This is a genomic window from Myroides phaeus, assembly GCF_009799805.1.
Classification (GTDB): domain Bacteria; phylum Bacteroidota; class Bacteroidia; order Flavobacteriales; family Flavobacteriaceae; genus Flavobacterium; species Flavobacterium phaeum_A.
In genome coordinates this window covers 2,372,125-2,396,731 of the sequence record NZ_CP047050.1, presented here as the reverse complement: position 1 = coordinate 2,396,731, position 24,607 = coordinate 2,372,125, and the positions used below count along the sequence as shown (strand labels likewise).

Here is a 24,607-nt window from a genome sequence, read left to right as displayed (position 1 = left end):
GTATTTTGCCTAACTCTAAAGAAAAAAAAAGAGAAGCGTTATGCTTCTCTCTTTTAAAAATATCTCGTAGTAAGAATTATACGTTGAAACGGAAATGCATTACATCACCATCTTTAACGATATATTCTTTACCTTCTACTCTTAATTTACCAGCTTCTTTAACTTTAGCTTCAGAACCAAAAGCAACATAGTCTTCATAAGCAATAACTTCTGCTCTAATGAATCCTTTCTCAAAGTCAGAGTGAATTACCCCAGCTGCTTGTGGCGCTGTATCTCCTACTTTAATAGTCCAAGCTCTTACTTCTTTAACACCTGCAGTGAAATAAGTCTGTAAGTTTAATAATTTATAAGCAGAGCGAATTAATTTAGAAACACCTGGTTCAGTTAATCCTAAGTCTTCTAAGAACATTTGACGTTCTTCATAGCTTTCTAACTCAGTAATATCAGCTTCAGTTCCAACTGCTAAAACAATAACTTCAGCATTTTCATCTTTCACTAATTCTTTTACTTGCTCAACATAAGCATTACCATTAACAGCAGCATCTTCATCTACGTTACAAACATATAATACAGGTTTAGCTGTAATTAATTGGAAAGCTTCCATTAATTCTTCTTCATCCTGATTTTTTGGTTCGATTACACGTGCAGATTTACCTGTCAATAATACTTCTCTGATACGCTCTAATAAGTCTGCTTCAGCTAAAGCTTCTTTATTTCCTGTTTTACCAGCTTTTTTAGCTTTCTCTAAACGCTTTTCAACTGTATCTAAATCTTTTAATTGTAATTCAATATCAATCGTTTCTTTATCGCGAATTGGATTTACATTCCCATCAACGTGAACGATATTATCATTGTCAAAACAACGTAAAACGTGAATAATAGCATTACACTCGCGAATGTTTCCTAAAAACTGGTTTCCTAATCCTTCTCCTTTACTTGCTCCTTTTACAAGACCAGCGATATCTACAATATCTACAGTTGCAGGTAATACACGTTCTGGATTAACCAATTCCTCTAACTTCAATAATCTTGGATCTGGTACATTTACCACTCCAATATTTGGTTCTATCGTACAGAAAGGAAAGTTTGCACTTTGAGCCTTTGCATTAGACAAACAATTAAATAGCGTTGATTTCCCCACATTTGGCAATCCTACAATACCTGCTTTCATATTTTTGATTCTATTGTCATTTTTAAACGTCTGCAAATATATTCAAAATAATAGAAGTTTAATATCTATTTGTTAATACAAATAAAAAAACCACTCTCGCGAGTGGTTTTTTTATATCGATTTCTTGTTAATCTTCTTCGTCAGCAATTTCTAAGTCTTTCAATGCGTCTAACGAGTCATCTGCAGTGTCTACAAAATCATCTTCCTCGTCATCGAAGTTTTCGATTCTGTCAGCTAACTTAGTACTAACTTTTACCAAATATATAGTATCTTCAGTTCTAACTTCAACTGCTTCTACTGTTTCGTTTTTAACGTTTTTAAAACGAACTATATCTGCGTCATCATATCCATCAGGAAATTTCTCCACTAATAGTGTCAAGATTTCGTTCGTCAATTTTGCGTAATCAACAATTACTCTTTTCATTCTTTGTTATTGCTTTATTTCTGTTTCAAATGTAATAGCAAAATCGAAATTAACAAATAAAAAATTAATTTAATTTACTATCAGTTATTTGTTTAGTTTCCAAGGATATATGCAAAAATCAATGGTGCAACGATAGTAGCATCAGACTCAACAATAAACTTAGGAGTATCAACATCTAATTTACCCCATGTAATCTTCTCGTTTGGAACAGCTCCTGAGTAAGATCCATAAGATGTAGTTGAATCAGAAATTTGACAGAAATATGACCAGAATGGAACATCTTCCCACTCTAAATCTTGGTACATCATTGGAACAACACAGATAGGGAAATCTCCAGAAATACCTCCTCCAATTTGGAAGAAACCTACTCCATGTCCACCTGAATTTGCACGGTACCATTCAGTCAAATAAATCATATACTCAATTCCAGATTTAACTGTATGTACATTTAAGTTTCCTTTAATTACGTTTGAAGTAAAGATATTTCCACAAGTAGAATCTTCCCATCCTGGACAAACGATTGGAATGTTTCTCTCAGCAGCAGCTACAATCCACGAATCTTTTGGATCAATTTCATAGTATTGCTCTAATACACCTGAATTTACAACTTGGTATAAAAATTCGTGTGGGAAATAACGCTCACCTTTTGCTTCTGCAGCGTGCCATACGTCTTCTAAGTGTTTTTGTAATCTACGGAATGCTTCCTCTTCTGGAATACAAGTATCTGTAACTCTATTATAGTGATTATCTAATAACTCTCTTTCTTGTTCTGGAGTTAAATCTCTATAGTTAGGTACTCTTTTATAGTGTGAATGAGCTACTAAGTTCATAACGTCTTCTTCCAAGTTTGCACCTGTACAAGAAATAAATTGAACTTTATCTTGACGGATCATTTCCGCTAAAGAAATTCCTAATTCTGCAGTACTCATTGCACCACCCATAGAAATTAACATTTTCCCTCCAGCATCAAGATGCGCTTCGTATCCTTTTGCAGCATCAACTAAAGCAGCAGCATTAAAGTGTCTGTAATTATGCTCAATAAACTGACTAATCGGTCCTTTACTCATTTTATTTATATTTTTTATTTATAATTCTTATTTGTTATATCCTAAAATATTTAATACATCCTCAGCTGTTTGTTGTTCTGAGAATAATTCTGTTCCAATGATACCATTTTCATCTTTATCGATCAAAATGTGTCTTGGTTGTGGAATCAAACAGTGGTGTAATCCTCCAAAACCTCCAATTGTATCTTGGTAAGCTCCTGTATTAAAGAATCCGATATACAACGGTTTTTCTTTATTGTACTTTGGTAAATAGATAGCATTTAAGTTTTGCTCTGAGTTGTAGTAGTCATCACTATCACAAGTCATTCCTCCTAACAAAATGCGCTCATAAGAGTCGTTCCATCTATTTACAGGCAACATAATAAATTTTTTATTAATAGCCCAAGAATCTGGTAAAGTAGTGATGAAAGATGAATCAATCATATTCCATTTCTCTCTGTCATTTTGTTGTTTTTGATACAAAATTTCATAAATAGCTCCTCCACTCTCTCCTACTGTGTAAGATCCAAATTCAGTAAAGATGTTTGGAACATCTACTTCTGCTTCTTCACAAGAAATTTTAATTTGATTAATGATCTCATCAACCATATATTGATAATCAAATTCAAATGCTAATGAATTTTTAATTGGGAATCCTCCACCAATATTCAAGCTGTCTAATGTAGGACATTCTTTTTTCAAAGAAATGTAAACTTTTAAACATTTCAACAACTCATTCCAGTAATACGAAGTATCTCTAATTCCTGTATTAATGAAGAAGTGTAACATCTTCAATTCTACATTAGGATTTTCTGCAATCTGTTTTCTGTAGAAAGGTAAAATACTTTTATATCCAATTCCTAAACGAGAAGTATAAAACTCAAACTTAGGCTCTTCTTCTGATGCAATACGAATACCAATCTTAAATTTCTTTTCGATCTGTTCTTGAAGTAAATCAAGCTCTTCGTAGTTATCAATAATAGGCACCGTATTTTCGTGTCTTGTATTGATTAAACGAGCAATATTGTCAATGTATTGATCACGTTTAAAACCGTTACAAATTACAAATGTATCTTTTGTAATCTTACCTGCATCGATTAATCTCTCAACGATATTAACGTCAAAAGCAGATGAAGTTTCTACGTGAATGTCATTTTTAAAAGCCTCGTCTAATACATATGAAAAGTGAGAACTCTTAGTACAATAACAATAGTAGTAATTTGCTTTATACTTATTTTTCTCCATTGCTTTTCTGAACATCCCTTTTGCTTTATTGATGTTTTCAGAAATCTTTGGTAAATAAGTAAACTTTAATGGGGTACCGTATTTTTCAACTAATCCCATTAAATCTATATTGTGAAACTGTAAATTGTCTTTATTTAATTTGAATTCCTCTTGTGGGAAGTAAAAAGTTTGATTGATTAAATCAGCGTATTTTGTATTCATGGTAAAATAACTTTAATAATATAGGTTAACAAATTTGATTATACGAAATTTAATCCGCTTTTCAAACTCTTATATTAGCAAATACTATTGGCAACTTGTAGCTATGAATAAAAAACTTACAAGTTTCCTTTAAATATTTAATAATGCTATATACGAAATTCGTTCTTTGCCTTCGAACGAAACGTCTTACTTTGTGCTTCGATTGCACACAAAATCTAATATATAAAACATCTATTTTCACGAGCGCAAATGTAACAAAATATTGCAATGAAATAAGAAAAACTAAATGAATTTAGAACTTATTTAGAATATTCATTCAACGCCTTATCTACCAACGTCTTATCAATCTCCAAATTGTACTCTGCTTGCCCTATTTCATTTAATAAAACACAGCGAATACTTCCTCCTGAATTCTTTTTATCAAACTTCAACCATTCTAATATCCCTGCATAATCTTCTTTTGCAATATTTTCAATTCCATAAATGCTGTGAATACAATTTTTGATGTCTTCATATTCTTCTATGGACAATCCATTCAATTGCGTCGATAAATACGCTTCAACAACCATACCGATTGCTATTGCTTCTCCGTGTAATAATGTCTTCTTATCTTCTTGTGTTAAATAATAACTCTCAATTGCGTGTCCTACGGTATGTCCAAAATTTAATATTTTACGTAAACCTGCTTCTTTAGGATCTTGCTGAACAACTGAATTCTTGATAATAACAGAATGATGGATTAGAATCTCAATGTCGTTAAAGTCGATATTCGCTATATCTTTAAGATAATCATAATACTTTGCATCATATATAAGACCGTGCTTCAACATCTCTGCGTAACCAGCTTTAATCTGACGCGCTTCTAAAGTTTCTAAATACTTCACATCAACAACAACCATCTTTGGCATTACAAAACTACCAATGCAGTTTTTTATCCCTTCTAAATCCACTCCTGTTTTCCCCCCTACTGAAGCATCAACCATAGATAACAGCGTAGTTGGAATATTTACGAAATCAATACCTCTCATATATATAGAAGCGATAAATCCGCCCATATCAGTGATAACGCCACCTCCTAAAGTAATTACAATACTTTTTCGATCTCCCCCAAGCTCAAGCATTGTTTGAATAACACCCGAACAAGTTTCTAAAGTCTTATACTCTTCTCCTGCCTCAACTTCAATGATTTCAAAAGGAATCTCTGTAGGTAAGTTGCCTAAAAAATAGGGCAAACAATGATCATAACAATTCGTATCTGTTAAGATAAATATCTTAGAATACTGTTCTTTATTTAAAAAGTCTCCTAATTCTTGGTATGCTTCCACACCAAATAAAATATCATAGTTCTCTGCTTCTATTCTTTTCATTTCTGTCCTTTTATCTTACACAAACTAAAGAATAAAAAATTAAAAAGACGACAAAACACTGTACAAATATCCCCTCCCAAGAGTAGATTTCTTTAAATTAAAATCATTTCAAATACCTCCTACTCTTTCTTTTTTAAAAATTCATAACATAAAATAAAAATATCCTAAATAATTACTAAAAGAGTATTTATATTTGCGAAACGATTTTAGTTTTTATAATGGAAAATTTATTTAACAATACAGAAGTTGCTTTCGCACTAAAAAGCAATAATGAATTAAAAAGAGCACACTTTCTTTTTAATATGATCAGCAAACCTACACTTGTAAAAATGGGTTCTGCACTTGCAAATTTTGCAATTAAAACACACCTTCCTGTTACAGGTTTAATTCGTTCTACTGTGTTTGACCATTTTTGTGGTGGAATCAGTGAAGATGACTGTTTAACGGTTGTTGATAATATGTACGGTAAAGGAAGAGTTGCTTCTGTCTTAGACTATTCTGTTGAAGGAAAAGAAACAGAGGAGCAATTTGATGCGGCATTGAATATGACAATTAAGACGATTGAATTTGGAAAACAACGTCCTGATGCAATTCCTTTCGCAGTTTTCAAACCTACAGGTTTTGGTAGATTTGATATGTTCGTTAAAAAAGGTGAAAATGTAAAGTTTACAGCTGAAGAAGAAAAAGAATGGGAACGTATCGTTTACCGTTTCAATATGGCTTGTAAATATGCTTATGATAATGATGTATTACTTTTAATCGATGCTGAACATAGTTGGATGCAAGATGCTGCTGACGAGATTTGCTTAGATATGATGCGTAAATACAACAAAGAAAAAGCACTTATTTACAATACAGCACAATTATACCGTTGGGATCGTTTACAATACCTTAAAGATTTACACCAAATAGCTAAAGCGGAAGGTTTCCACGTAGGTATGAAAGTAGTTCGTGGTGCATATATGGAAGTTGAAAGAGAACGCGCTGCTCAAAAAGGATATAAATCTCCTATTTGTGTTGATAAAGCGGCTACTGATGTTAACTATGATGCTGCAGTTACTTTTATGATTGAAAATGCTGATGTTATGGCATTATTTGCAGGAACTCACAACGAAAAGAGTTCTTACTTAATCATCGACTTAATGAAGAAACACAATATCGCTCACAATGACAAGAAATTGTTCTTCGGACAATTATACGGAATGAGTGATAATATCAGTTTCAACTTAGCTAAAGAAAACTACAACGTAGCGAAATACTTACCTTTCGGACCAGTTCGTGACGTTATTCCTTACTTAATTCGTAGAGCAGAAGAAAACACTTCTGTTGCAGGACAAACGAATAGAGAGTTAGATTTAATTACAACAGAATTAAAACGTAGAAAGCTTAAATAGAGCTTGATATATTTCATAAAAAAAGCACTACTAAAAGTTTAGTAGTGCTTTTTTTATATTAAATCCTTAATACATCGTACCTCTAATATATTTAACCCTTGTTCTACAGTATTGAAATTGTCTTTAGCAACACGAAACAACTATTCTTATTTAACCTCCCAGTTAATTGCTTGTAAACCTCTTGATACTAAGTAATCGTTCGTTTTCGAAAATGGCTTACTTCCATAAAATCCACGATAAACCGACAAAGGTGATGGATGTGCAGTTTCTATAACCAAATGTTTATTCCTATCGATATTCTTTCCCTTTTTCTGAGCGTAACTACCCCATAAAATAAAAACAATACCTTCTCTTTTTTCTGATAAACATTCTATAACCTTATCTGTAAATGTTTCCCAACCCATTTTTTGATGCGAACCTGCCCTCTTTTGCTCTACTGTCAATGTTGCATTTAATAATAGAACTCCTTGTTGTGCCCAAGTTGTCAAATCTCCACAGCGATTTTTAATACCTAAATCAGTCTCTAATTCTTTGTAAATATTAACCAAACTCGGAGGTAATTTCACCCCTCTATTTACAGAGAAAGACAACCCATTAGCCTGAAACATACCGTGGTAAGGATCTTGTCCTAATATCACAACACGTACATCGTTAAAATTAATAATCTCAAGAGCATTAAACACCTCTTCTTTTGGAGGAAAAACTACCGTAGTTTCATACGCTAAGTTTACTGCTTCTGCTAAATTCTTAAAATAGTCTTTTTCGAATTCCGCTTTTAAATATTTATTCCAACTTGAAGATGTAAGTTTCATTTTTCTATAATTTACTCAAAGATAATGAACTCACACAATGCTTACAATAAATAAATTTAATTGCTTTATAAATACCTCTAAATATTACAGCCTACAAATCACCTATACCTTTAAAGTTTGGCAAAAAAGCACCTCTAATACAGAAGATCTCCATAATATCTGCCGGATCAACATCTAAGTTCTCATAACTTGAGTTATCACTAACAAACAGTAAATGATTGTTTTCTAAAATACGCTTAAATCTATACGTCATCAAGCCTCTTCCTTTCAAAACGAATAAATATAAATGCCAGGGTTGCATATCTTTTATGCGTATCTTTTTGGTAATAACATAAGACGAAACTTTTAAGGTAGGATACATATTTTCAGAGGCTACTTGAAAAGCAATATCTACTTCATCTGTCGTTGGAAAAACAAACTTTGGTGCTTCTTTTAATGCTTTCTCTGCATCCAAAAAATACTCGAACTGATGATCTAATGAAATCATCTTTACTTGTTTCTTTAAAAAAGAATTACTCTGTGTAATAGTAGAGTCTTTTAAAAACAATTCATTTAAATCAATACGATTCTCCTTACATATTTCAATAATTCCTTCATATTGCAAACTATTTCTCTTCTTCCAAGAGGAAATAGTATTAGGTTTTACCTTCAAAATATCAGATAATTCCAAATCCGTTTTAATCTCAAGTAATTTCTTAAGTTTCTTAATTACAGTAGTTGCGTTTTGCATAGTTCATAGTTTTACTTTGTTTAGACATATGTTTGCGTTAAGGATAAACACATCCTTACCTAATTATTTAACAAAACGAACTTTCTATACTAATAATCCTTAATAGTTATACAATTAAACACTTATTACTAATAAAAGTTCGCAATAATAAATTATATACACATAAATCAATTATCTTGCCAATACACAATCCTTTAAATGACCATACAAAATTTTAACAATTACCATATAGCTTAATTATAAAAAACTCAATAATAAATCACCCTAAAAACAACTACTAACATCTGTTTTTATAATAATAATCAAAGATATTCTCAAATGAACTCCCGTTTTTTTTAACACATATCAATACAGCAACTTCCCTAACATAAAACGACTTAATAAATTATCTCTACAATCTGCGATAGTCAAAATGTACAATAATCGAAGATTTGATATCTCCATATCATACAAGACTTATCTTTCACTATTTTTTTACTCATATTTTTTTTAATTAACAATAAAAAGAACTAAAAAACACTTATTCTGAGTTGTTTCTGTCACTCTACTTTTCGTGTATTAAACAACAAAAAAGCGTAAAGTCTATTTCTTTCCTAAAAAATGAGAGTTTAAATCCAAAAATTAGCAAGGCAAACTACTCCTTAAAAAAACAATAATTCTATCCCTAATTATAAGTTCTACCCTCCAGTATTAAACTTTCTAAAATCGGTTACTTTTTATTCTTGACTTCTATAAAGTGAAATCAAAATGAGTAATACCTATAAAATTGAAATAAATAGCTCCCCTATTTAATCATACGGAAATTATGTTAATGCTTTCGTTTATAATTTTATACAATTTTCAAACTTTCCTTTTTGTTAATAAAATATTACTTCTCAATAATTTTAAACATTATCTAAACAAATACCTCTTTTATTATCCAATTAAAATCTCATTTAATATCAAAAAATTAATCACCATTTGGCATATTTCTTGACTAACACATTTTAAAAAAAGTATTTAATCTAATTATTGTAGTAGCTTTATTTAACAATGAGCATCACTTGACAATTCTCTAACCGAATTCTAATCTTGCTCTAATCTGTATTTAATCAAACTCAAATAAACCTATAACAACCAGATAATAATTTTGTCATTCAAATTAGTCAGAACCATGTTTAAGAAGATTTTTTTTACACTAACCTGCGTTATCTCAACGATGTCTTACGGACAACAAACTGATAACACTATACTACAGCTCTCTAAAGAGCAAGCTGAAGCTTTATTCTTAGAGCAAAACTTAGATATACTTGCTAAGAGAATGGAGATCTCTCAAGCTGAAGCACAACTCCTACAAGCGAGATTATGGCCAAACCCTACTTTTGAAATTGCAGAGGTAAATCTTTGGAAAACAAGAAATATAGAAGAACAACCTATCTTATTTGGAAACTATGGGGAAACGCAACAGTTTGCTTTACACTTAGAACAACTGATTCAAACGGGGGGTAAACGCCGTAAGAATATTGCGCTTCAAAAATTAACTATTGAAGAAAAAACTCAGGAGTTCGAAAGTGTATTAAGAGCAGCTAAGCTTGAATTGAGAAATACATTCTCACAACTTCAAGTGCTTCAACAACAGAAGTTGATCTTTGAAAAACAAATTGATAATACAAAATCACTGATCGTTGCTTATAAGAACCAATTGGACCACGGAAATATCAGTCAGGCTGAATTCATCCGTCTTAAAGCAGCTGAGCTTCAGTTCAAAAAGGAACTGATGTCTATTAATAACGACTTAGAGGAGGCATTGAAAGACCTGAAGAACTTCATCAACATCGGTCGATATACTAATATTATCATTACGGATCCTCTTTCGGTTCCTGCAAAAGAGCTTTCGGAAATCGAATTAGAAAATTGGATTATTACGGCTCAAGAGCAACATCCTGATGCGTTGTTAAGCAAAAACTTAGAACAACAATCGCTTAAAAAGCTTGAGATTGAAAAAGCAGAACGTGTACCTGATATCACATTGGGTGTTGATTATGACCGCGGTGGGGGTATTATGACTGATTTTGTTGGTTTCGGAATCTCTTTTGATTTACCAATTTTCGACAGAAATAAAGGAAATATTAAAGAGGCTAAACTGGATATTGAAATTGCCAAGTTAGAAACGCAGAATAAGATGAACGAACTGGCGAACGACATTGTTGAGGCTTTTAGAAATTACTACCACGCCAATGAGTTGTATAAAGATATTGATAGTGATTACGAATCGCAATTAGACAACCTTTTAGAGGCTTACAATAAAAACTTCCAAAAGAGAAATGTGAGCTTAATTGAATATTTAGATTTTGTGGAAGCGTATATCGACAACAAAACAATATTACTTGAAACGAAAAAAGACCTAACGGATCACTACGAAAAACTACAGTTTGCTATTGGAAAAGAATTATAAAATGAAAACAATCAAAATTATGCCAAGATATACCTTATTAACTGCTGCCCTTTTTAGTGCATTCCTTGTGAGTTGCAATAAAGAAACTAAAAGTGCTGAACAGACTGAAAGTACTTCTAACTGCATCACTGCAAGCATTAAGGAGGGACTTACTTTTGAAAAAGTAACACTTAAACCTATTGAAAAGAGTTTAACCTTAAATGGTTATGTCGATTATAATCAAGATAAAACAATTCCTTTTACAAGCCTTGTGGATGGTGTGGTTACAAACACTTACTTCTCTTTAGGTGATTATGTGAAAAAAGGACAATTGTTAGCCGAGATAAAGAGTACGGATCTAAACGAATTCTATGACGAACTAAAATCAACTGAAGCGGAATTGAAAGTAGCGCAACGCGAACTCCAATCTGTTGAGTCTATGTTTAAAGATGGAATTGCTTCTCAAAAAGAACTAATTGAGGCACAAGAGGATGTTAATGTATTGAAAAGTAAATTAAACTCTGCTAAGAATAATTTAGCTGTTTTCAATAATGCTGACCACTCTGGCGTATTCAAAGTTGTTGCCCCTCAAGCAGGATACATTGTTACAAAGACTATTGCAACAGGAATGCCTATTGCTGGTGGCGAGGAACCTTTGTTTACAATTGCCAACTTAGAGGATGTTTGGATAATGGCGAATGTGTATGCTACTAATATGAGACACATTGAGCCTAATTTAGAGGTAAAAGTTTCAACACTTGCCTACCCTGATGAATATTTCTCTGGTAAGGTATCTAAAATGTCTCAAGTTTTTGATAGTGAAGAACGTGTATTAAAAGCGCGTATCGTACTTGAAAACAAAGAAATGAAACTTAAACCGGGTATGGCGGCTGATATTATTATCCAACTAAAAACAGACAAAGGTCAAGCACTTGCTGTTCCTAATAACGCTATTGTTTTTGACAACAATCAAAACTATGTGGTTGTTTATAAGGATGAATGCAACTACGAGATTCGCAAGATAACACCTACGTCTAAAAACAACTTATATACGTATATCAGCGAGGGTGTTGAAGAAAATGAAACAGTAGTAACGACAAACGAGTTACTATTATATGAGCAATTAAACAATAGTTTATAATCTCTAAAGCTTAGCTAATTATGCAAAAATTTGTACAGAAAATAGTTTCCTTCTCTCTTAAGAATACATTCATTGTAATTTTTGGAGTACTCTTATTGCTGTTTGGGGGAATCTATAGTTATATACACACGCCAATTGAAGCCTTTCCGGATGTAACGAATACAAGAGCTCGTATCATCACCCAATGGCCTGGCCGTAGTGCAGAAGAAATAGAAAAGTTTATTACACTACCTATTTCTAAAGAAATGAATACAATTCCTAACAAAGCAGAGGTTCGATCTATATCGCTTTTTGGTTTGTCTGTGGTTACTGTATTATTCAATGATGAGATTGACGATTTCTACGCGCAACAATATGCGTCTAACCGTATGGGAAGTGTTGACTTACCTGAGGGAGCCGACTTTGAAATTGAAGCTCCGTCTGGGGCTACGGGGGAAATCTTTAGATACATCATTAAAAGTGATTTACCTATCAAAGAAGTTACAGCTATTCAGGATTGGGTAATTGAAAGAGAACTTCTTTCAGTACCTGGTATTGCTGACGTTGTAAGTTTTGGTGGAGAAGAAAAAATCTATGAAATTCAGATTAACCCTACGGAGTTAGTGAATTATGACTTGTCGCCTTTAGACGTTTATGAAGCAGTTGAAAAAAGTAATATCAACGTAGGTGGTGATGTTATTCAACGTGGAGACCAAGCGTATGTTGTTAGAGGTGTTGGTCTTTTAGATAATTTAGAGGATATTGAGAATATCTTAATTGAGGTAAAAGGTAATACTCCTATTTTAGTTAAACACGTTGCTAACGTGTCTATTGCAGCTAAACCTCGTTTAGGACAAGTTGGTTTTCAAGATGAAGATGATGTAGTACAGGGAATTGTGGTTATGTTACGTGGAGAAAATCCAAGTGCTGTAATTGCGAGTTTAAAAGAGAAAATAGCAGACCTAAATGAGCGTATCTTACCTAAGAATGTTGAGATTGTTCCGATTGTTGATAGAACTGACTTAGTAAATACAACGGTTCACACGGTAACTAAAAACCTTGTAGAGGGAATTATCTTAGTGTCGCTTATTGTATTTATCTTTTTATACAATTGGAGAACTACGTTTATTGTTGCTTCTGTTATCCCATTAGCTTTCTTATTTGCTATTGTTATGCTTAAAATACAAGGACTTCCAGCCAACCTTATTTCTATGGGGGCTTTAGACTTTGGTTTACTATTAGAAGGAACTCTGGTGATTGTAGAACACGTGTTTGTGGGGCTCGAGAAACGTGCTGAAACCGTGGGGATGCAACGCTTTAATCGTATGTCTAAATTAGGTACTATTAAGAAAAGTGCGAGTAGCGTAGCGGGATATATCTTCTTTGCGCTTCTTATTTTGATTGTTGCCTTAATGCCTATCTTCTCTTTCCAAAAAGTGGAAGGTAAAATGTTCTCACCGCTTGCATTCACATTAGGTTATGCTTTATTAGGGTCGTTGATCTTGAGTTTAACGTATGTGCCTGCGATGTGTAAATTGCTATTAACTAAAAATATACGCGAACGCGAAAACGTTATTTCAAGATTCTTCAAAAAGAATATTTACAGAATGTTCAATTGGAGTTATATGCACAAAAAACTAACGATTTCAATCTTCGCAGTTATCCTTGTTGTTTGTGGGGTTAGATTCCATTACTACGGTTCTGAATTCTTACCTAAACTAAACGAAGGGGCTTTATATATCCGTGCTACATTACCAAGTAGTATCAACTTAGACGAGTCTGTTCGCTTGACAAAAGAAATGAAAGCGATTATTCGCGAGTATGACGAAGTTGATTTTGTATTAACGCAAACTGGTCGTCCTAATGATGGTACGGATCCAACTGGATTCTTTAATATTGAATTTCATACAGAGCTTAAACCGCAAGATGAGTGGAAACGCCATATTTCAAAAGACGAATTATTAGAGGAAATACGTGTTTCTTTAGAGAAATACCCTGGTGTAAACTTCGGGTTTAGTCAGCCAATCCAAGATAACGTTGAGGAGTATGTAGCGGGTGTTAAGAGTTCACTTGTTATCAAAATATTCGGAGACGATTTGTTTGAGCTTGAAAAATATGCTAATCAAGTGGCGAGTAGCATTAAAGATGTTGACGGAATTACAGATTTGAATGTGTTTAAAAACATTGGATTACCTGAACTTCGCATTGCTCTACACGACCAAAAGATGGCAAAATATGCGGTTACTACTGCTGATGCTCAAGCGGTAATTGCAATGACAATTGGCGGACAAGCAGCTACAACATTCTATGAAAATGAAAGAATGTTTGATGTTGTCTTGCGTTTTGAAAAAGACTATAGAGATTCTGCTGAGAAAATTGAAGAGATCTTGATTCCGACATTAGACGGAAAACAAGTACCTCTAAAAGAGATTGCAACTATTGACTACCACACTGGTCCTGCTTTTATTTATAGAGAAGGTAGTAGCAGATACATCGGTGTTGGGTTTAGCATTGAGGGACGTGATTTAGGAAGTACAATTGCTGAAGCGAAAGCGAAAGTTGAAAAAGAAGTACACTTACCTACGGCTAACAAAATGGAATGGGCTGGTGAATTTGAAAGTAAAGAGCGTGCTGCAAACCAATTGATGTTAGTGGTTCCTGTATCGCTAATCTTAATTCTTGTGTTGCTTTACTTTAACTTCGGAAATGTAAAAGATACCGCTATTTCAGCCTTGACAATTCCGTTTGCTTTCATTGGTGGATTTATATCACTTTGGGCTACTGGAACTATCTTTGGTATTTCTGCGGGTATCGGATTTATTATCTTATTCGGTGTAGCTACAATTGATGGTATTGTACTGATTGGTGAAATGCGAGAAAACCTACGCAGTAGAATGCCTCTGAAAGATGCTATTCACGAAGGGGTTAAAAGTAGAATTCGACCTGTTATTATGATTGCCCTAATGGGGTCTATGGGACTATTACCGGCTGCATTGTCAAATGGTATGGGGTCTGAAATTCAGAAACCCTTAGCGATTATGATTGTAGGTGGATTGATTATTTGTATGATATTATCCTTTACTGTCTTGCCACAGGTTTTCTACTGGGCATATAAAGACAAAGAGAAAAAATAAAGTTCATATTCCTTTTTTTTTGAGAGACCGTTGCTATATAGTAACGGTCTCTCTTTTTTATATACGCCTCAAAACCAGCGACCACGGGACTTATACGAGTTTCAATAAGACCATGTTCGAGACAAGTTCGAAACAAGTCCCACATTTGCTCGGAAATCCCCCCCTTTTCCCGAAGGTCTTCAGAACTTGTGTGGGACTAATCCCGAACTTGGTCCCTACAAAACACAAATAAAAAAGCACCTTGTTTGCTATGAGGAACAACAAGCATTGTTATACAAAACAAATCAAGCCCAATTACAACACCCTCGCCTGTTCACCCTGCTTACAGACTATCTCCTACTTACTTACCTCCTATCGGCTACGAAGTGTAACAGAACTAACAGATTAGCTATTCAAACCAATAGGTTGATATTATTGCAATTAAACACAACTTCTTCTTATACAGCCTAAACTTCTGTATAAAGTGTATTTAGGCCAATAAAAAAGGCCTTATCAAAACGATAAGACCTTTTTCAGTAAGTGCTGTGTTGTATAGTGATAGTGTGTATCCTAATTAGTGAAAAGTAACTCTCTGTACTTTGTCAAAGTCCACAATTCATTGTCAACCATCATTTCTAACTTATCGCTATGGTAGCGAATTACGTCAAAATAAGGTTTTACATTGTTACAGTAAACTTCCGCTTGTAATTCAATATCATCAATATTGTTTGCTTTTTTACGCTCATTAGTCATTTCAACTACTTTCACGTTTATTTGCTCAATATGGTGTGATATTTTTTTGATGATGTGGATTTGTTCTGTCGCAACAGATGCAAAATCATTCTCACCAAAAATCTCTTTTAATCCTTTTACGTTTTCGATTACTAAGTTTTGATACTTAATCGCCGTTGGAATCACGTGGTTTTTAGCGATATCACCTAAAACACGTCCTTCGATTTGGATACGTTTAACGTATTCTTCCAACTCAATTTCATATCTCGCTTCCATCTCTACTCCTGTCATTACTCCCATTTCTTCAAATAGTGCAATTGACTTAGGGTCTTTCTTAATTTTTAAAGCACTTGGCGTGTTTTTATTATTACTCAATCCTCTTGCTTCAGCTTCTTTTTCCCATTCATCACTGTATCCATCTCCTTCAAAAAGAATTCTTTCACTTTGTTTGATATACTCACGTAAAACGTTGAAAATAGCCTCATCGCGTTTTAAACCATCGTTTCCAATTAAGCTGTCAACCTCTGCTTTGAAGTCTCTCAACTGCTTAGCTACAATTGTGTTTAATACAGTCATCGGTCCAGCACAGTTTGCTGTAGAACCAACAGCTCTAAACTCAAATTTATTTCCTGTAAACGCAAATGGAGAAGTTCTGTTACGGTCTGTATTGTCTAATAATACATCTGGAATTTTTCCTACTACGTTTAATTTTAAATCTGTTTTCTCTTCTGGAGATAATTTACCATCAGTAACATCTTTAAGCTCGTTCAACACTTTAGTCAATTGTTGTCCAATAAAGATAGATACAATTGCTGGTGGTGCTTCATTTGCCCCTAAACGGTGATCATTACTTGCAGATGCAATTGACGATCTTAATAACTCTTCGTTATCGTTTACAGCTTTAATTGTATTGATAAAGAATGTTAAAAACTGTAAGTTGCTCTTTGGTGTTTTACTTGGGCTTAATAAGTTAACCCCAGTATCTGTTGCCAAAGACCAGTTGTTATGTTTACCTGATCCGTTAACACCTTTAAATGGTTTTTCGTGGAAAAGCACTTTAAAATGGTGTCTTTCAGCCACTTTTCTCATTACATCCATTAACAATGAGTTGTGGTCCACTGCTAAGTTTGTTTCTTCAAAGATTGGCGCTAACTCAAATTGGTTTGGTGCTACCTCGTTGTGTCTTGTTTTTACTGGAATACCCAATAAAATACATTGGTTCTCTAAATCGTGCATATAATTCAATACACGTGTAGGAATAGAACCGAAATAGTGGTCATCTAATTGTTGCCCTTTTGCTGCTGTATGCCCTAATAAAGTTCTACCAGTAGTCAAAATATCAGGACGAGATGCTGCCAAAGCGGAGTCCACTAAGAAATATTCTTGCTCCCACCCTAAAGTTGGAGTTACTTTACGTACATTTTTGTCAAATAATTTAGCCACTTCAGTTGCAGCGTCATCAATAGCAGTAATTGCTTTTAACAAAGGTGTTTTGTTGTCTAATGCCTCTCCTGTATAAGAAATAAATACAGTTGGAATACACAAAGCTGAGTTAAAGATAAACGCTGGAGATGTTGGATCCCAAGCAGTATAACCTCTTGCTTCAAAAGTGTTACGGATTCCTCCGTTAGGGAAACTTGACGCGTCAGATTCTTGCTGAACTAACTGACTACCGTTAAATTGTTCTAATGGATCACCATCGAATTGTGTTTCAAAGAAAGCATCGTGCTTTTCTGCAGTAGTACCGGTCAATGGTTGAAACCAGTGTGTATAATGAGTAACGCCTCTTGACAGAGCCCACTCTTTCATACCTAATGCTATGTATTCTGCAAGTTTACGGTCAATCTTAATACCTAATTGAGCGTTTTTAACTGCTTGATAAGCTTCTGGCGTAAGAAATTGACGCATTGACTTATCGTTAAATACATTATCGCCAAAAATTAATGATTTTCTACCCAGTTCTTCTACCTGTACAGTTTCTCTTGAAGCTGCTTTTTCAATTGCTCGAAAACGAAATGTTGACATAATATTGTTTTTTGAGGTTACCCCCTTTGTTATAGACTACAAATTTATACTATTTCAACTTATTTTCGACACACACCCCCTATTTTTTTTTGAAAAAAAATTTAAAACACCACTTTTTACGAGTTGACCCCCTAAAATTTAGGGGTTAAAAAATAAAAAAGGCGAAATATCTCTATTTCGCCTTTTCTGTTTATTTCTGGAATAGCAACTAATTTTGATTTTTCACTGTTACATTTTGTAAGTTATACTTCGCTACTGCTTCTTCATAACTTAATGGTGTTCTTACATTTTTACCTTCTACAGATTTATTTACTTGTCTTGGGTCTTGTGCTGGAATATAAGCTACTCTGAAAATTCTACCTTTTAGTAAACCATTTTTTCCTTGAGCATCCCCATTAAATAATCTTAATTTAGTTGAAGCACTTGCAGTAATCTCGATATCATACGGACTAAAGTTATAGCTAAACTCTAACTCCTCTTCTTTATTTGTATCAATATCAGTTACAAAATAGCGATGAGGCATTGGTGTCCAAATTGGTCTATTATCCTTAGTCAATCCTGTCATTATATAAGCTAAAACAATATCTCCATCGTAAACCTTTACTGGAGCTTGTTGTAAATGTCCTACTACCTCTTTATCTAAGTCCCCATCAAAACTGAATGTGTATTCAAATATTTCTGGATAGATAGCTGGACCTGGTTTACCCTCTGGCCCTGTTGGTCCTTCACAACTTCCTAAAAACAATGCACCTGTGATAAATGCAACTATTAAACTTAACTTTTTCATACTTTACATTTTTATATTCTATGCAAAATAAGGATTATTCAATTGCAAGTATCAATTTTATATTTTTTTTTAGATATTAACGATCTCCGTGAAGTCTTTTTCTCATCTCTTCTTTGATCGCTTCATACTTATCTACTAATTCTTGGTCTATTTCTCCTGCGTGTTTCTTAATCCTTCTCAAGAAGAAACCATACATAATACCATATATACCTAATAATATAAATGAGAAAGCAGTCCAATACACAATTGTAAATGCTCCAAACTCAAGATTCCACAACATAAAGAAAGCGAAAATCATTCCTAATAAAGCGAACACAAATAAGCCTGTCCACGATTTAACACCGTAATTCTTCAAGTCAAATGCAATTCCCATACCTCTCATAGAGCGGAACATCAATCCAAATCCTACAAAAATAGGTAAGACAACTGCTGATAATGATGGATTACCAATCAAGATTGTACCTAAGATTAAATCAACAATACCCGAAAATAACATCCATCCCCAACCGTCTAACTGATCACGGTTAGAAAATGCAAAGGCAATTTCAAATATCCCTGATATTAAGAACATACAACTGAACAATACCGTCAGTGAAAAATAAGAAGCCAACGGCGTCATAAATATATAGATTCCACCAACCACAAATAGTGCCCCAACAATAGCGGGAATATACCAGTTTTTAACTCTGTCTTTGACAGTTTTTACAAATGAATTAGTCATAATTGTTTAAATTTTATATATTATTCTAAATTACAACTTTTATACTGCAGGTAAAAATATTAAGCCCTAACTTTGAAAAAGTTTTATTTATAGGGCTTTTACTTATATCTAAGTTTAAATATTACAATTTATGATTAGAAAAATTCTACTAACTTGTTTATTTGTTTCCTCGCTTTCTTACGCCCAGAACTTAAAACCTCAACTTGAGAAACAAGAGGTATTAAACAGTGCTATATTGGCAAATGATATTCACGAGGCATATAGCGTTGACTCACTTCGTCAAATGACAGGGTATACTAATATATATCGATCACCTGAAGTGGGACTTACTAATATGTGGGGACTTTACAAGAACAATGCATCAAATGTGCACGAGGTTGTTATACGAGGTTCTGTCAACAAAGGCAGTAGCTGGTTAGCAAACTACTATGCAGCAATGATTCCGAGTCAGGGTAAGATACAACTTGATAATAAAACAACGGTAGATTACAAATTATCTGATGATGAAAGGGCTACGGTACACGCTGGATGGACAATTGCTTCGTTATACTTATTGCAAGACATCAAACCGAAAATAGATAGCTTGTATAAAAATAATGTAAAGGAACTTATTATTTCAGGACATAGTCAAGGCGCAGCGATTGCTTTTTTGCTAACTGCCAACTTAATACAAATGCAACAACAAAGCTTGTTACCAAAGGATATGCAGTTTAAAGTTTATGCTATTGCTCCTCCCAAACCGGGTAATATGTATTTTGCTTATCAATATGAGAAGATGACTAAAAACTGGAGTTACGCAATTATCAATACACAAGACTGGGTTCCGGAAGTACCTCCAACAACACAGACCTTGCGCGACTTTAATGAGATTAGTCCCGTTTCTGATGGTGAAGTGAAACAAGCGCTTAAAAAGCTTTCTTGGCCGAAGCGCATCTTTGCAAGAGCGATATTCAACAAGATTAAGAATCCACCTGAAAAAAGCGTTAAACGAAGTAAGAAATACTTGGGTTCGTTTGTTTTCTCTATGGTGCAAACACACCTACCTGAATTAAAAGAACCTACTTATAGTTCAAATAGCAACTACGCTCGTTGTAGTAATCCTATTATATTAGACGGACAAGCTGATCCTGAATACCAAAGGGAGTTTCACAAACCGGAGAGTATTATGACACATCACTTACCTCCTGCTTATCTACACTTAATAGAAAAACAATTATAAGCACACACTGAAGATTGATGTTCGTTTTGAAGAACACAATACGAGATAAAACAACAAGAGGCTGTCTAAATAGACAGCCTCTTGTTGTTTCTACACTATGCAGAACAAATACCAATAAAAAAAGAGACTTAAAAAGTCTCTTTCAGAAATAAAACAATCTTTCAATTGTTATAGTTATAGTTTGGTTAGGGTTTCGTATCTAATGACTCACTTGCAAGTCTCTTTTAATCTCTTTAAAAACGCAATTCTATTACCTCATCTATTGCCATTCTATTTCGTTTTTTAAAGTGTTCCAATATACACAACTTTTTTATTCACTTGCAAGCAACTTAAAATTTATACAATATTTAAACAAAATATCCGAGATATCGAAAAATAAAACATTGTCATTAAGAGTTAAATTACACTATTCTTAGTATTTTAACTTTATAAAAACGTGATGCGTTTTTTAAAATGGATATTTTGAATAGTTTTCAATAAAAAAGGTTTAAAGAAATACATCTTCAAACCTTTTTAGATATTATTTTGTTTAAAAACAGCCTACATATTTCGTCTGTATTGTCCACCCACTTCAAACAAAGCAGAAGTAATTTGTCCTAACGAACACACTTTTGAAGCATCCATCAACGCTTCGAAAATATTGCCATTTTGAATAGCCACTTCTTGAATATGCTCCAATTGCTGAGCTACCAAGGCTTCGTTAGCTTTATTCAGATTCTCCTTAGTTTTAATTTGGAACAACTTCTCTTCTTCTGTTGCGCGAATTACCTCAGCTGGAACTACTGTAGGCGACCCTTTAGAACTCAAGAAAGTGTTTACACCGATAATTGGGAAACGGCCGTCGTGTTTTAAAGTCTCGTAATACAGCGACTCCTCCTGAATCTTAGAGCGTTGGTACATTGTTTCCATTGCCCCAAGTACTCCACCTCTTTCAGTAATTCTATCAAACTCTTGTAACACAGCCTCCTCAACCAAGTCAGTCAGCTCCTCTATTATAAATGATCCTTGTATTGGGTTCTCATTCTTAGCTAAACCTAACTCCTTGTTGATAATCAACTGAATTGCCATTGCACGACGTACAGATTCTTCTGTTGGTGTTGTAATTGCCTCATCATACGCATTTGTGTGCAATGAGTTACAGTTGTCATAAATAGCATACAATGCTTGTAAAGTTGTACGGATATCGTTAAAATCAATCTCTTGTGCGTGAAGTGAACGCCCTGAAGTTTGAATATGGTATTTCAACATTTGTGCACGTTCATTAGCGCCGTACTTATTTTTCAATGCCTTAGCCCAAATACGACGTGCTACACGCCCTATCACAGCATATTCTGGATCAATACCATTAGAAAAGAAGAACGACAAGTTTGGCCCAAATGCATTGATATCCATTCCTCTACTCAAATAATACTCTACATACGTAAACCCGTTAGCAAGGGTAAATGCCAACTGCGTAATTGGGTTAGCACCTGCTTCTGCAATATGGTATCCTGAAATAGACACAGAATAGAAGTTACGCACATTCTTATTGATAAAATACTCTTGAACGTCTCCCATCAAGCGCAGAGCAAACTCTGTAGAGAAGATACACGTATTTTGTGCTTGGTCTTCTTTTAAAATATCCGCTTGTACAGTACCGCGCACTTGCGATAGGGTATTCTTCTTAATTTCGTCATATACTGCTTTTGGCAACACTTGGTCTCCCGTTACCCCTAATAGCATCAGTCCTAAACCATCATTCCCTTCTGGTAGTTCGCCATTGTAACGTGGTCTGTCCACACCTTTTTTCTTGTAAATCTCAGCAATCTTAGCTTCTACCTCATCTACTAAATCGTGTTCTTTAATGTACAATTCACATTGTTGGTCAATTGCGGCATTCATAAAGAAACCTAATAACATTGGCGCAGGCCCGTTGATTGTCATAGATACAGAAGTAAGTGCGTGTGCTAAGTTAAAACCAGAGTACAACTTCTTTGCATCGTCTAAACAACAAATAGACACTCCCGCATTACCAATTTTCCCATAAATATCAGGTCGATGCCCCGGATCATTTCCATATAAGGTAACCGAGTCAAAGGCAGTAGATAGTCGCTTAGCAGGCATTCCTAAGGACACATAGTGGAAACGTCTATTTGTACGTTCTGGTCCACCTTCTCCTGCAAACATACGCGTTGGGTCTTCTCCCTCTCGTTTAAACGGATATAGTCCTGATGTAAACGGAAACTCCCCTGGTACGTTTTCTTGTAACGACCAACGCAAGATATCTCCCCACGCCTCATATTTAGGCAAAGCTATCTTCGGAATTTGTAAATGAGACAAACTCTCTGAGTGAGTAGCGATCTTAATCTCCTTGTCGCGCACTTTAAATGAGTACACCGGATTCTTATATTTATTAACCTTTTCATCCCACATTAGGATAACCTCCCAATTGTACGGATCTAAGTTCATCTTAACCTTGTCAAACTCTTTAATAAGTAAGTTCACAAACAATTGTGTATCCTCGTCTTTAGAAGCAACACTTGCCTCTACAATACCAGACTTATCTATTTCAGGTTGCTTACCCGCTACACTGTGTAATGTTTTGAAAATACCGTACAACTTTTGAGCTACCTCTTTTTGCGTTAATACCGTATCGTCATATTTGCGGTTATTCTCTGCAATTTCAGACAAGTAACGCGTGCGGTTTGGTGGAATAACGTAAACCTTCTCACTCATCTCTTTGGTAATCTCAAAGCCTGTTTTTAAGTCAGCCCCTGTTTTTTCAACCACCTTATCCATAATTGCTTTGTATAGTGCATTGGTACCAGGATCGTTAAACTGCGAGGCAATCGTACCAAATACAGGCATCTCATCTGGGTTTACATCCCATAAGTTGTGGTTGCGTTGATACTGCTTCTTCACATCGCGAATAGCATCAAGTGCACCTCTTTTGTCAAACTTGTTTATCGCAACAATGTCTGCAAAGTCAAGCATATCAATCTTTTCTAACTGAGTAGCTGCACCAAATTCTGGTGTCATAATGTATAAAGACGCATCTGAGTGGTCTAAAATCTCTGTGTCAGACTGACCAATACCAGAAGTTTCTAAGATTATAAGATCATAATTAGCCACTTGAAGTACTTGTAGCGTTTCCTCAACATAGCGAGACAGTGCTAAATTCGATTGACGGGTAGCCAACGAACGCATATACACACGAGGATTGTTGATAGAGTTCATACGGATTCTATCTCCTAATAACGCACCACCAGTCTTACGTTTAGATGGATCAACAGAAACTAAGGCTACTATTTTTTCAGGGAAGTCTATAAGGAAACGACGTACTAACTCGTCAACCATTGATGACTTACCAGCTCCTCCCGTTCCTGTAATCCCTAATACCGGAGTGTTTTTATGTTTCGCTTCATCAAACTTAAATAGTTTCAAAAAGTCTTCTTCTCTATTCTCCGCTAATGAGATTAAGCGTGAAATTGTAGTAATGTCTTTATCGGCAAGAGATTGATAAACATCTTTCCCTTCTGGCAATTGCAAGTCCATCGTAGGATAGTCTGCCCCTTGCACCATATCGTTAATCATTCCTTGTAGTCCCATAGCACGACCATCATCTGGAGAGTATAATCGGGTAATTCCATAATCCATCAATTCCTTGATCTCACTCGGAAGGATTACTCCCCCGCCTCCTCCAACAATTCGAATATGACCTGCTCCTTTTTCTTGTAATAGATCGTACATATACTTGAAGTACTCATTGTGTCCTCCTTGATATGACGTCATTGCAATAGCGTTAGCATCTTCTTGTATAGCAGTATTCACAACCTCCTCAACACTTTTATCGTGTCCAAGGTGAATGACTTCACAGCCTGTTGCTTGAATAATACGACGCATAATATTTATAGCTGCGTCATGGCCGTCAAATAAAGCCGCTGCTGTAACTATACGCACCTTATTCTTAGGCACATACGGTGTATTTTGTTGCATAATATAGTTTTTTAGTTTTTGTAGAGTAGCAATATAGTAAAATATTCAATATTGCAAACAAAATCTACACAACTCCTATAAAATCAAATTATTATCTAATTATAAATATAGT

The 24,607-nt window shown here is 34.4% G+C and carries 15 protein-coding genes and 1 pseudogene; 5 read left to right on the top strand and 11 right to left on the bottom strand.

All coding sequences use genetic code 11. The annotated features are described in order from the left end of the window. Positions 1–76: 76 nt before the first annotated feature. The 5 genes and pseudogenes from ychF to aroB form a co-directional block, all read right to left on the bottom strand. Positions 77–1,171: a redox-regulated ATPase YchF gene (ychF, locus tag GQS07_RS10675; protein ID WP_158210790.1), complete on the bottom strand. Its 1,095-nt coding sequence runs from the start codon at positions 1,169–1,171 to the stop codon at positions 77–79. Positions 1,172–1,301: 130 nt separating this feature from the next. Continuing rightward, positions 1,302–1,595 (bottom strand): annotated as a pseudogene (locus GQS07_RS10670) (hypothetical protein); the annotation flags it as partial. Between the two features lie 92 nt (positions 1,596–1,687). Next, positions 1,688–2,662: a deoxyhypusine synthase family protein gene (locus GQS07_RS10665; RefSeq protein ID WP_158210788.1), complete on the bottom strand. Its 975-nt coding sequence runs from the start codon at positions 2,660–2,662 to the stop codon at positions 1,688–1,690. 27 nt (positions 2,663–2,689) lie between these two features. After that, entirely contained in the window at positions 2,690–4,087 is a 1,398-nt protein-coding gene (locus GQS07_RS10660) for an arginine decarboxylase (RefSeq protein ID WP_158210787.1), read from the bottom strand. A gap of 299 nt (positions 4,088–4,386) precedes the next feature. Then, the gene (gene aroB, locus GQS07_RS10655; RefSeq protein ID WP_158210786.1) at positions 4,387–5,454 is read right to left on the bottom strand and encodes a 3-dehydroquinate synthase; all 1,068 of its coding nucleotides are present in this window, start codon (positions 5,452–5,454) and stop codon (positions 4,387–4,389) included. A gap of 218 nt (positions 5,455–5,672) precedes the next feature. Here aroB and GQS07_RS10650 point away from each other — a divergent pair, with 218 nt between their 5' ends. Further along, on the top strand, positions 5,673–6,848 hold the full coding sequence (locus GQS07_RS10650) for a proline dehydrogenase family protein (RefSeq protein WP_158210785.1): 1,176 nt from the start codon (positions 5,673–5,675) through the stop codon (positions 6,846–6,848). 146 nt (positions 6,849–6,994) lie between these two features. Here the strand turns inward: GQS07_RS10650 and ung are convergent, their stop codons facing one another. Both ung and GQS07_RS10640 read right to left on the bottom strand, forming a co-directional pair. Then, complete coding sequence (ung, locus tag GQS07_RS10645) at positions 6,995–7,660, bottom strand: uracil-DNA glycosylase (protein ID WP_158210784.1); 666 nt, start codon at positions 7,658–7,660, stop codon at positions 6,995–6,997. Positions 7,661–7,751: 91 nt separating this feature from the next. After that, a complete protein-coding gene (locus GQS07_RS10640; RefSeq protein ID WP_158210783.1) occupies positions 7,752–8,390 on the bottom strand; it encodes a helix-turn-helix domain-containing protein in 639 nt (212 codons plus the stop codon). A 1,153-nt stretch (positions 8,391–9,543) separates the two neighbouring features. Here GQS07_RS10640 and GQS07_RS10635 point away from each other — a divergent pair. From GQS07_RS10635 to GQS07_RS10625, 3 genes are read left to right on the top strand one after another with little or no spacing between them, the layout of a single operon-like run. Next, positions 9,544–10,824, top strand: coding sequence for a TolC family protein (locus GQS07_RS10635; protein WP_158210782.1), 1,281 nt, complete (start codon positions 9,544–9,546; stop codon positions 10,822–10,824). Position 10,825: 1 nt separating this feature from the next. Further along, the gene (locus GQS07_RS10630; protein ID WP_233269269.1) at positions 10,826–11,944 is read left to right on the top strand and encodes an efflux RND transporter periplasmic adaptor subunit; all 1,119 of its coding nucleotides are present in this window, start codon (positions 10,826–10,828) and stop codon (positions 11,942–11,944) included. A gap of 20 nt (positions 11,945–11,964) precedes the next feature. Further along, on the top strand, positions 11,965–15,057 hold the full coding sequence (locus tag GQS07_RS10625; RefSeq protein ID WP_158210781.1) for an efflux RND transporter permease subunit: 3,093 nt from the start codon (positions 11,965–11,967) through the stop codon (positions 15,055–15,057). Positions 15,058–15,606: 549 nt separating this feature from the next. On the opposite strand, the gene GQS07_RS10620 is transcribed toward GQS07_RS10625, so the two are convergent. The 3 genes from GQS07_RS10620 to GQS07_RS10610 form a co-directional block, all read right to left on the bottom strand. After that, positions 15,607–17,793 (bottom strand): glutamine synthetase III, encoded by a 2,187-nt coding sequence (locus GQS07_RS10620; RefSeq protein WP_158210780.1) that lies wholly within the window; start codon positions 17,791–17,793, stop codon positions 15,607–15,609. A 208-nt stretch (positions 17,794–18,001) separates the two neighbouring features. Continuing rightward, the gene (locus GQS07_RS10615) at positions 18,002–18,580 is read right to left on the bottom strand and encodes a hypothetical protein (protein WP_158210779.1); all 579 of its coding nucleotides are present in this window, start codon (positions 18,578–18,580) and stop codon (positions 18,002–18,004) included. A 76-nt stretch (positions 18,581–18,656) separates the two neighbouring features. Next, positions 18,657–19,301, bottom strand: a complete 645-nt coding sequence (locus tag GQS07_RS10610; RefSeq protein ID WP_158210778.1) for an HdeD family acid-resistance protein — start codon at positions 19,299–19,301, stop codon at positions 18,657–18,659. A gap of 130 nt (positions 19,302–19,431) precedes the next feature. Here GQS07_RS10610 and GQS07_RS10605 point away from each other — a divergent pair, with 130 nt between their 5' ends. Beyond that, the gene (locus tag GQS07_RS10605; RefSeq protein WP_158210777.1) at positions 19,432–20,520 is read left to right on the top strand and encodes a lipase family protein; all 1,089 of its coding nucleotides are present in this window, start codon (positions 19,432–19,434) and stop codon (positions 20,518–20,520) included. A 540-nt stretch (positions 20,521–21,060) separates the two neighbouring features. Here the strand turns inward: GQS07_RS10605 and GQS07_RS10600 are convergent. After that, complete coding sequence (locus GQS07_RS10600) at positions 21,061–24,495, bottom strand: methylmalonyl-CoA mutase family protein (protein WP_158210776.1); 3,435 nt, start codon at positions 24,493–24,495, stop codon at positions 21,061–21,063. Positions 24,496–24,607: the final 112 nt, after the last annotated feature.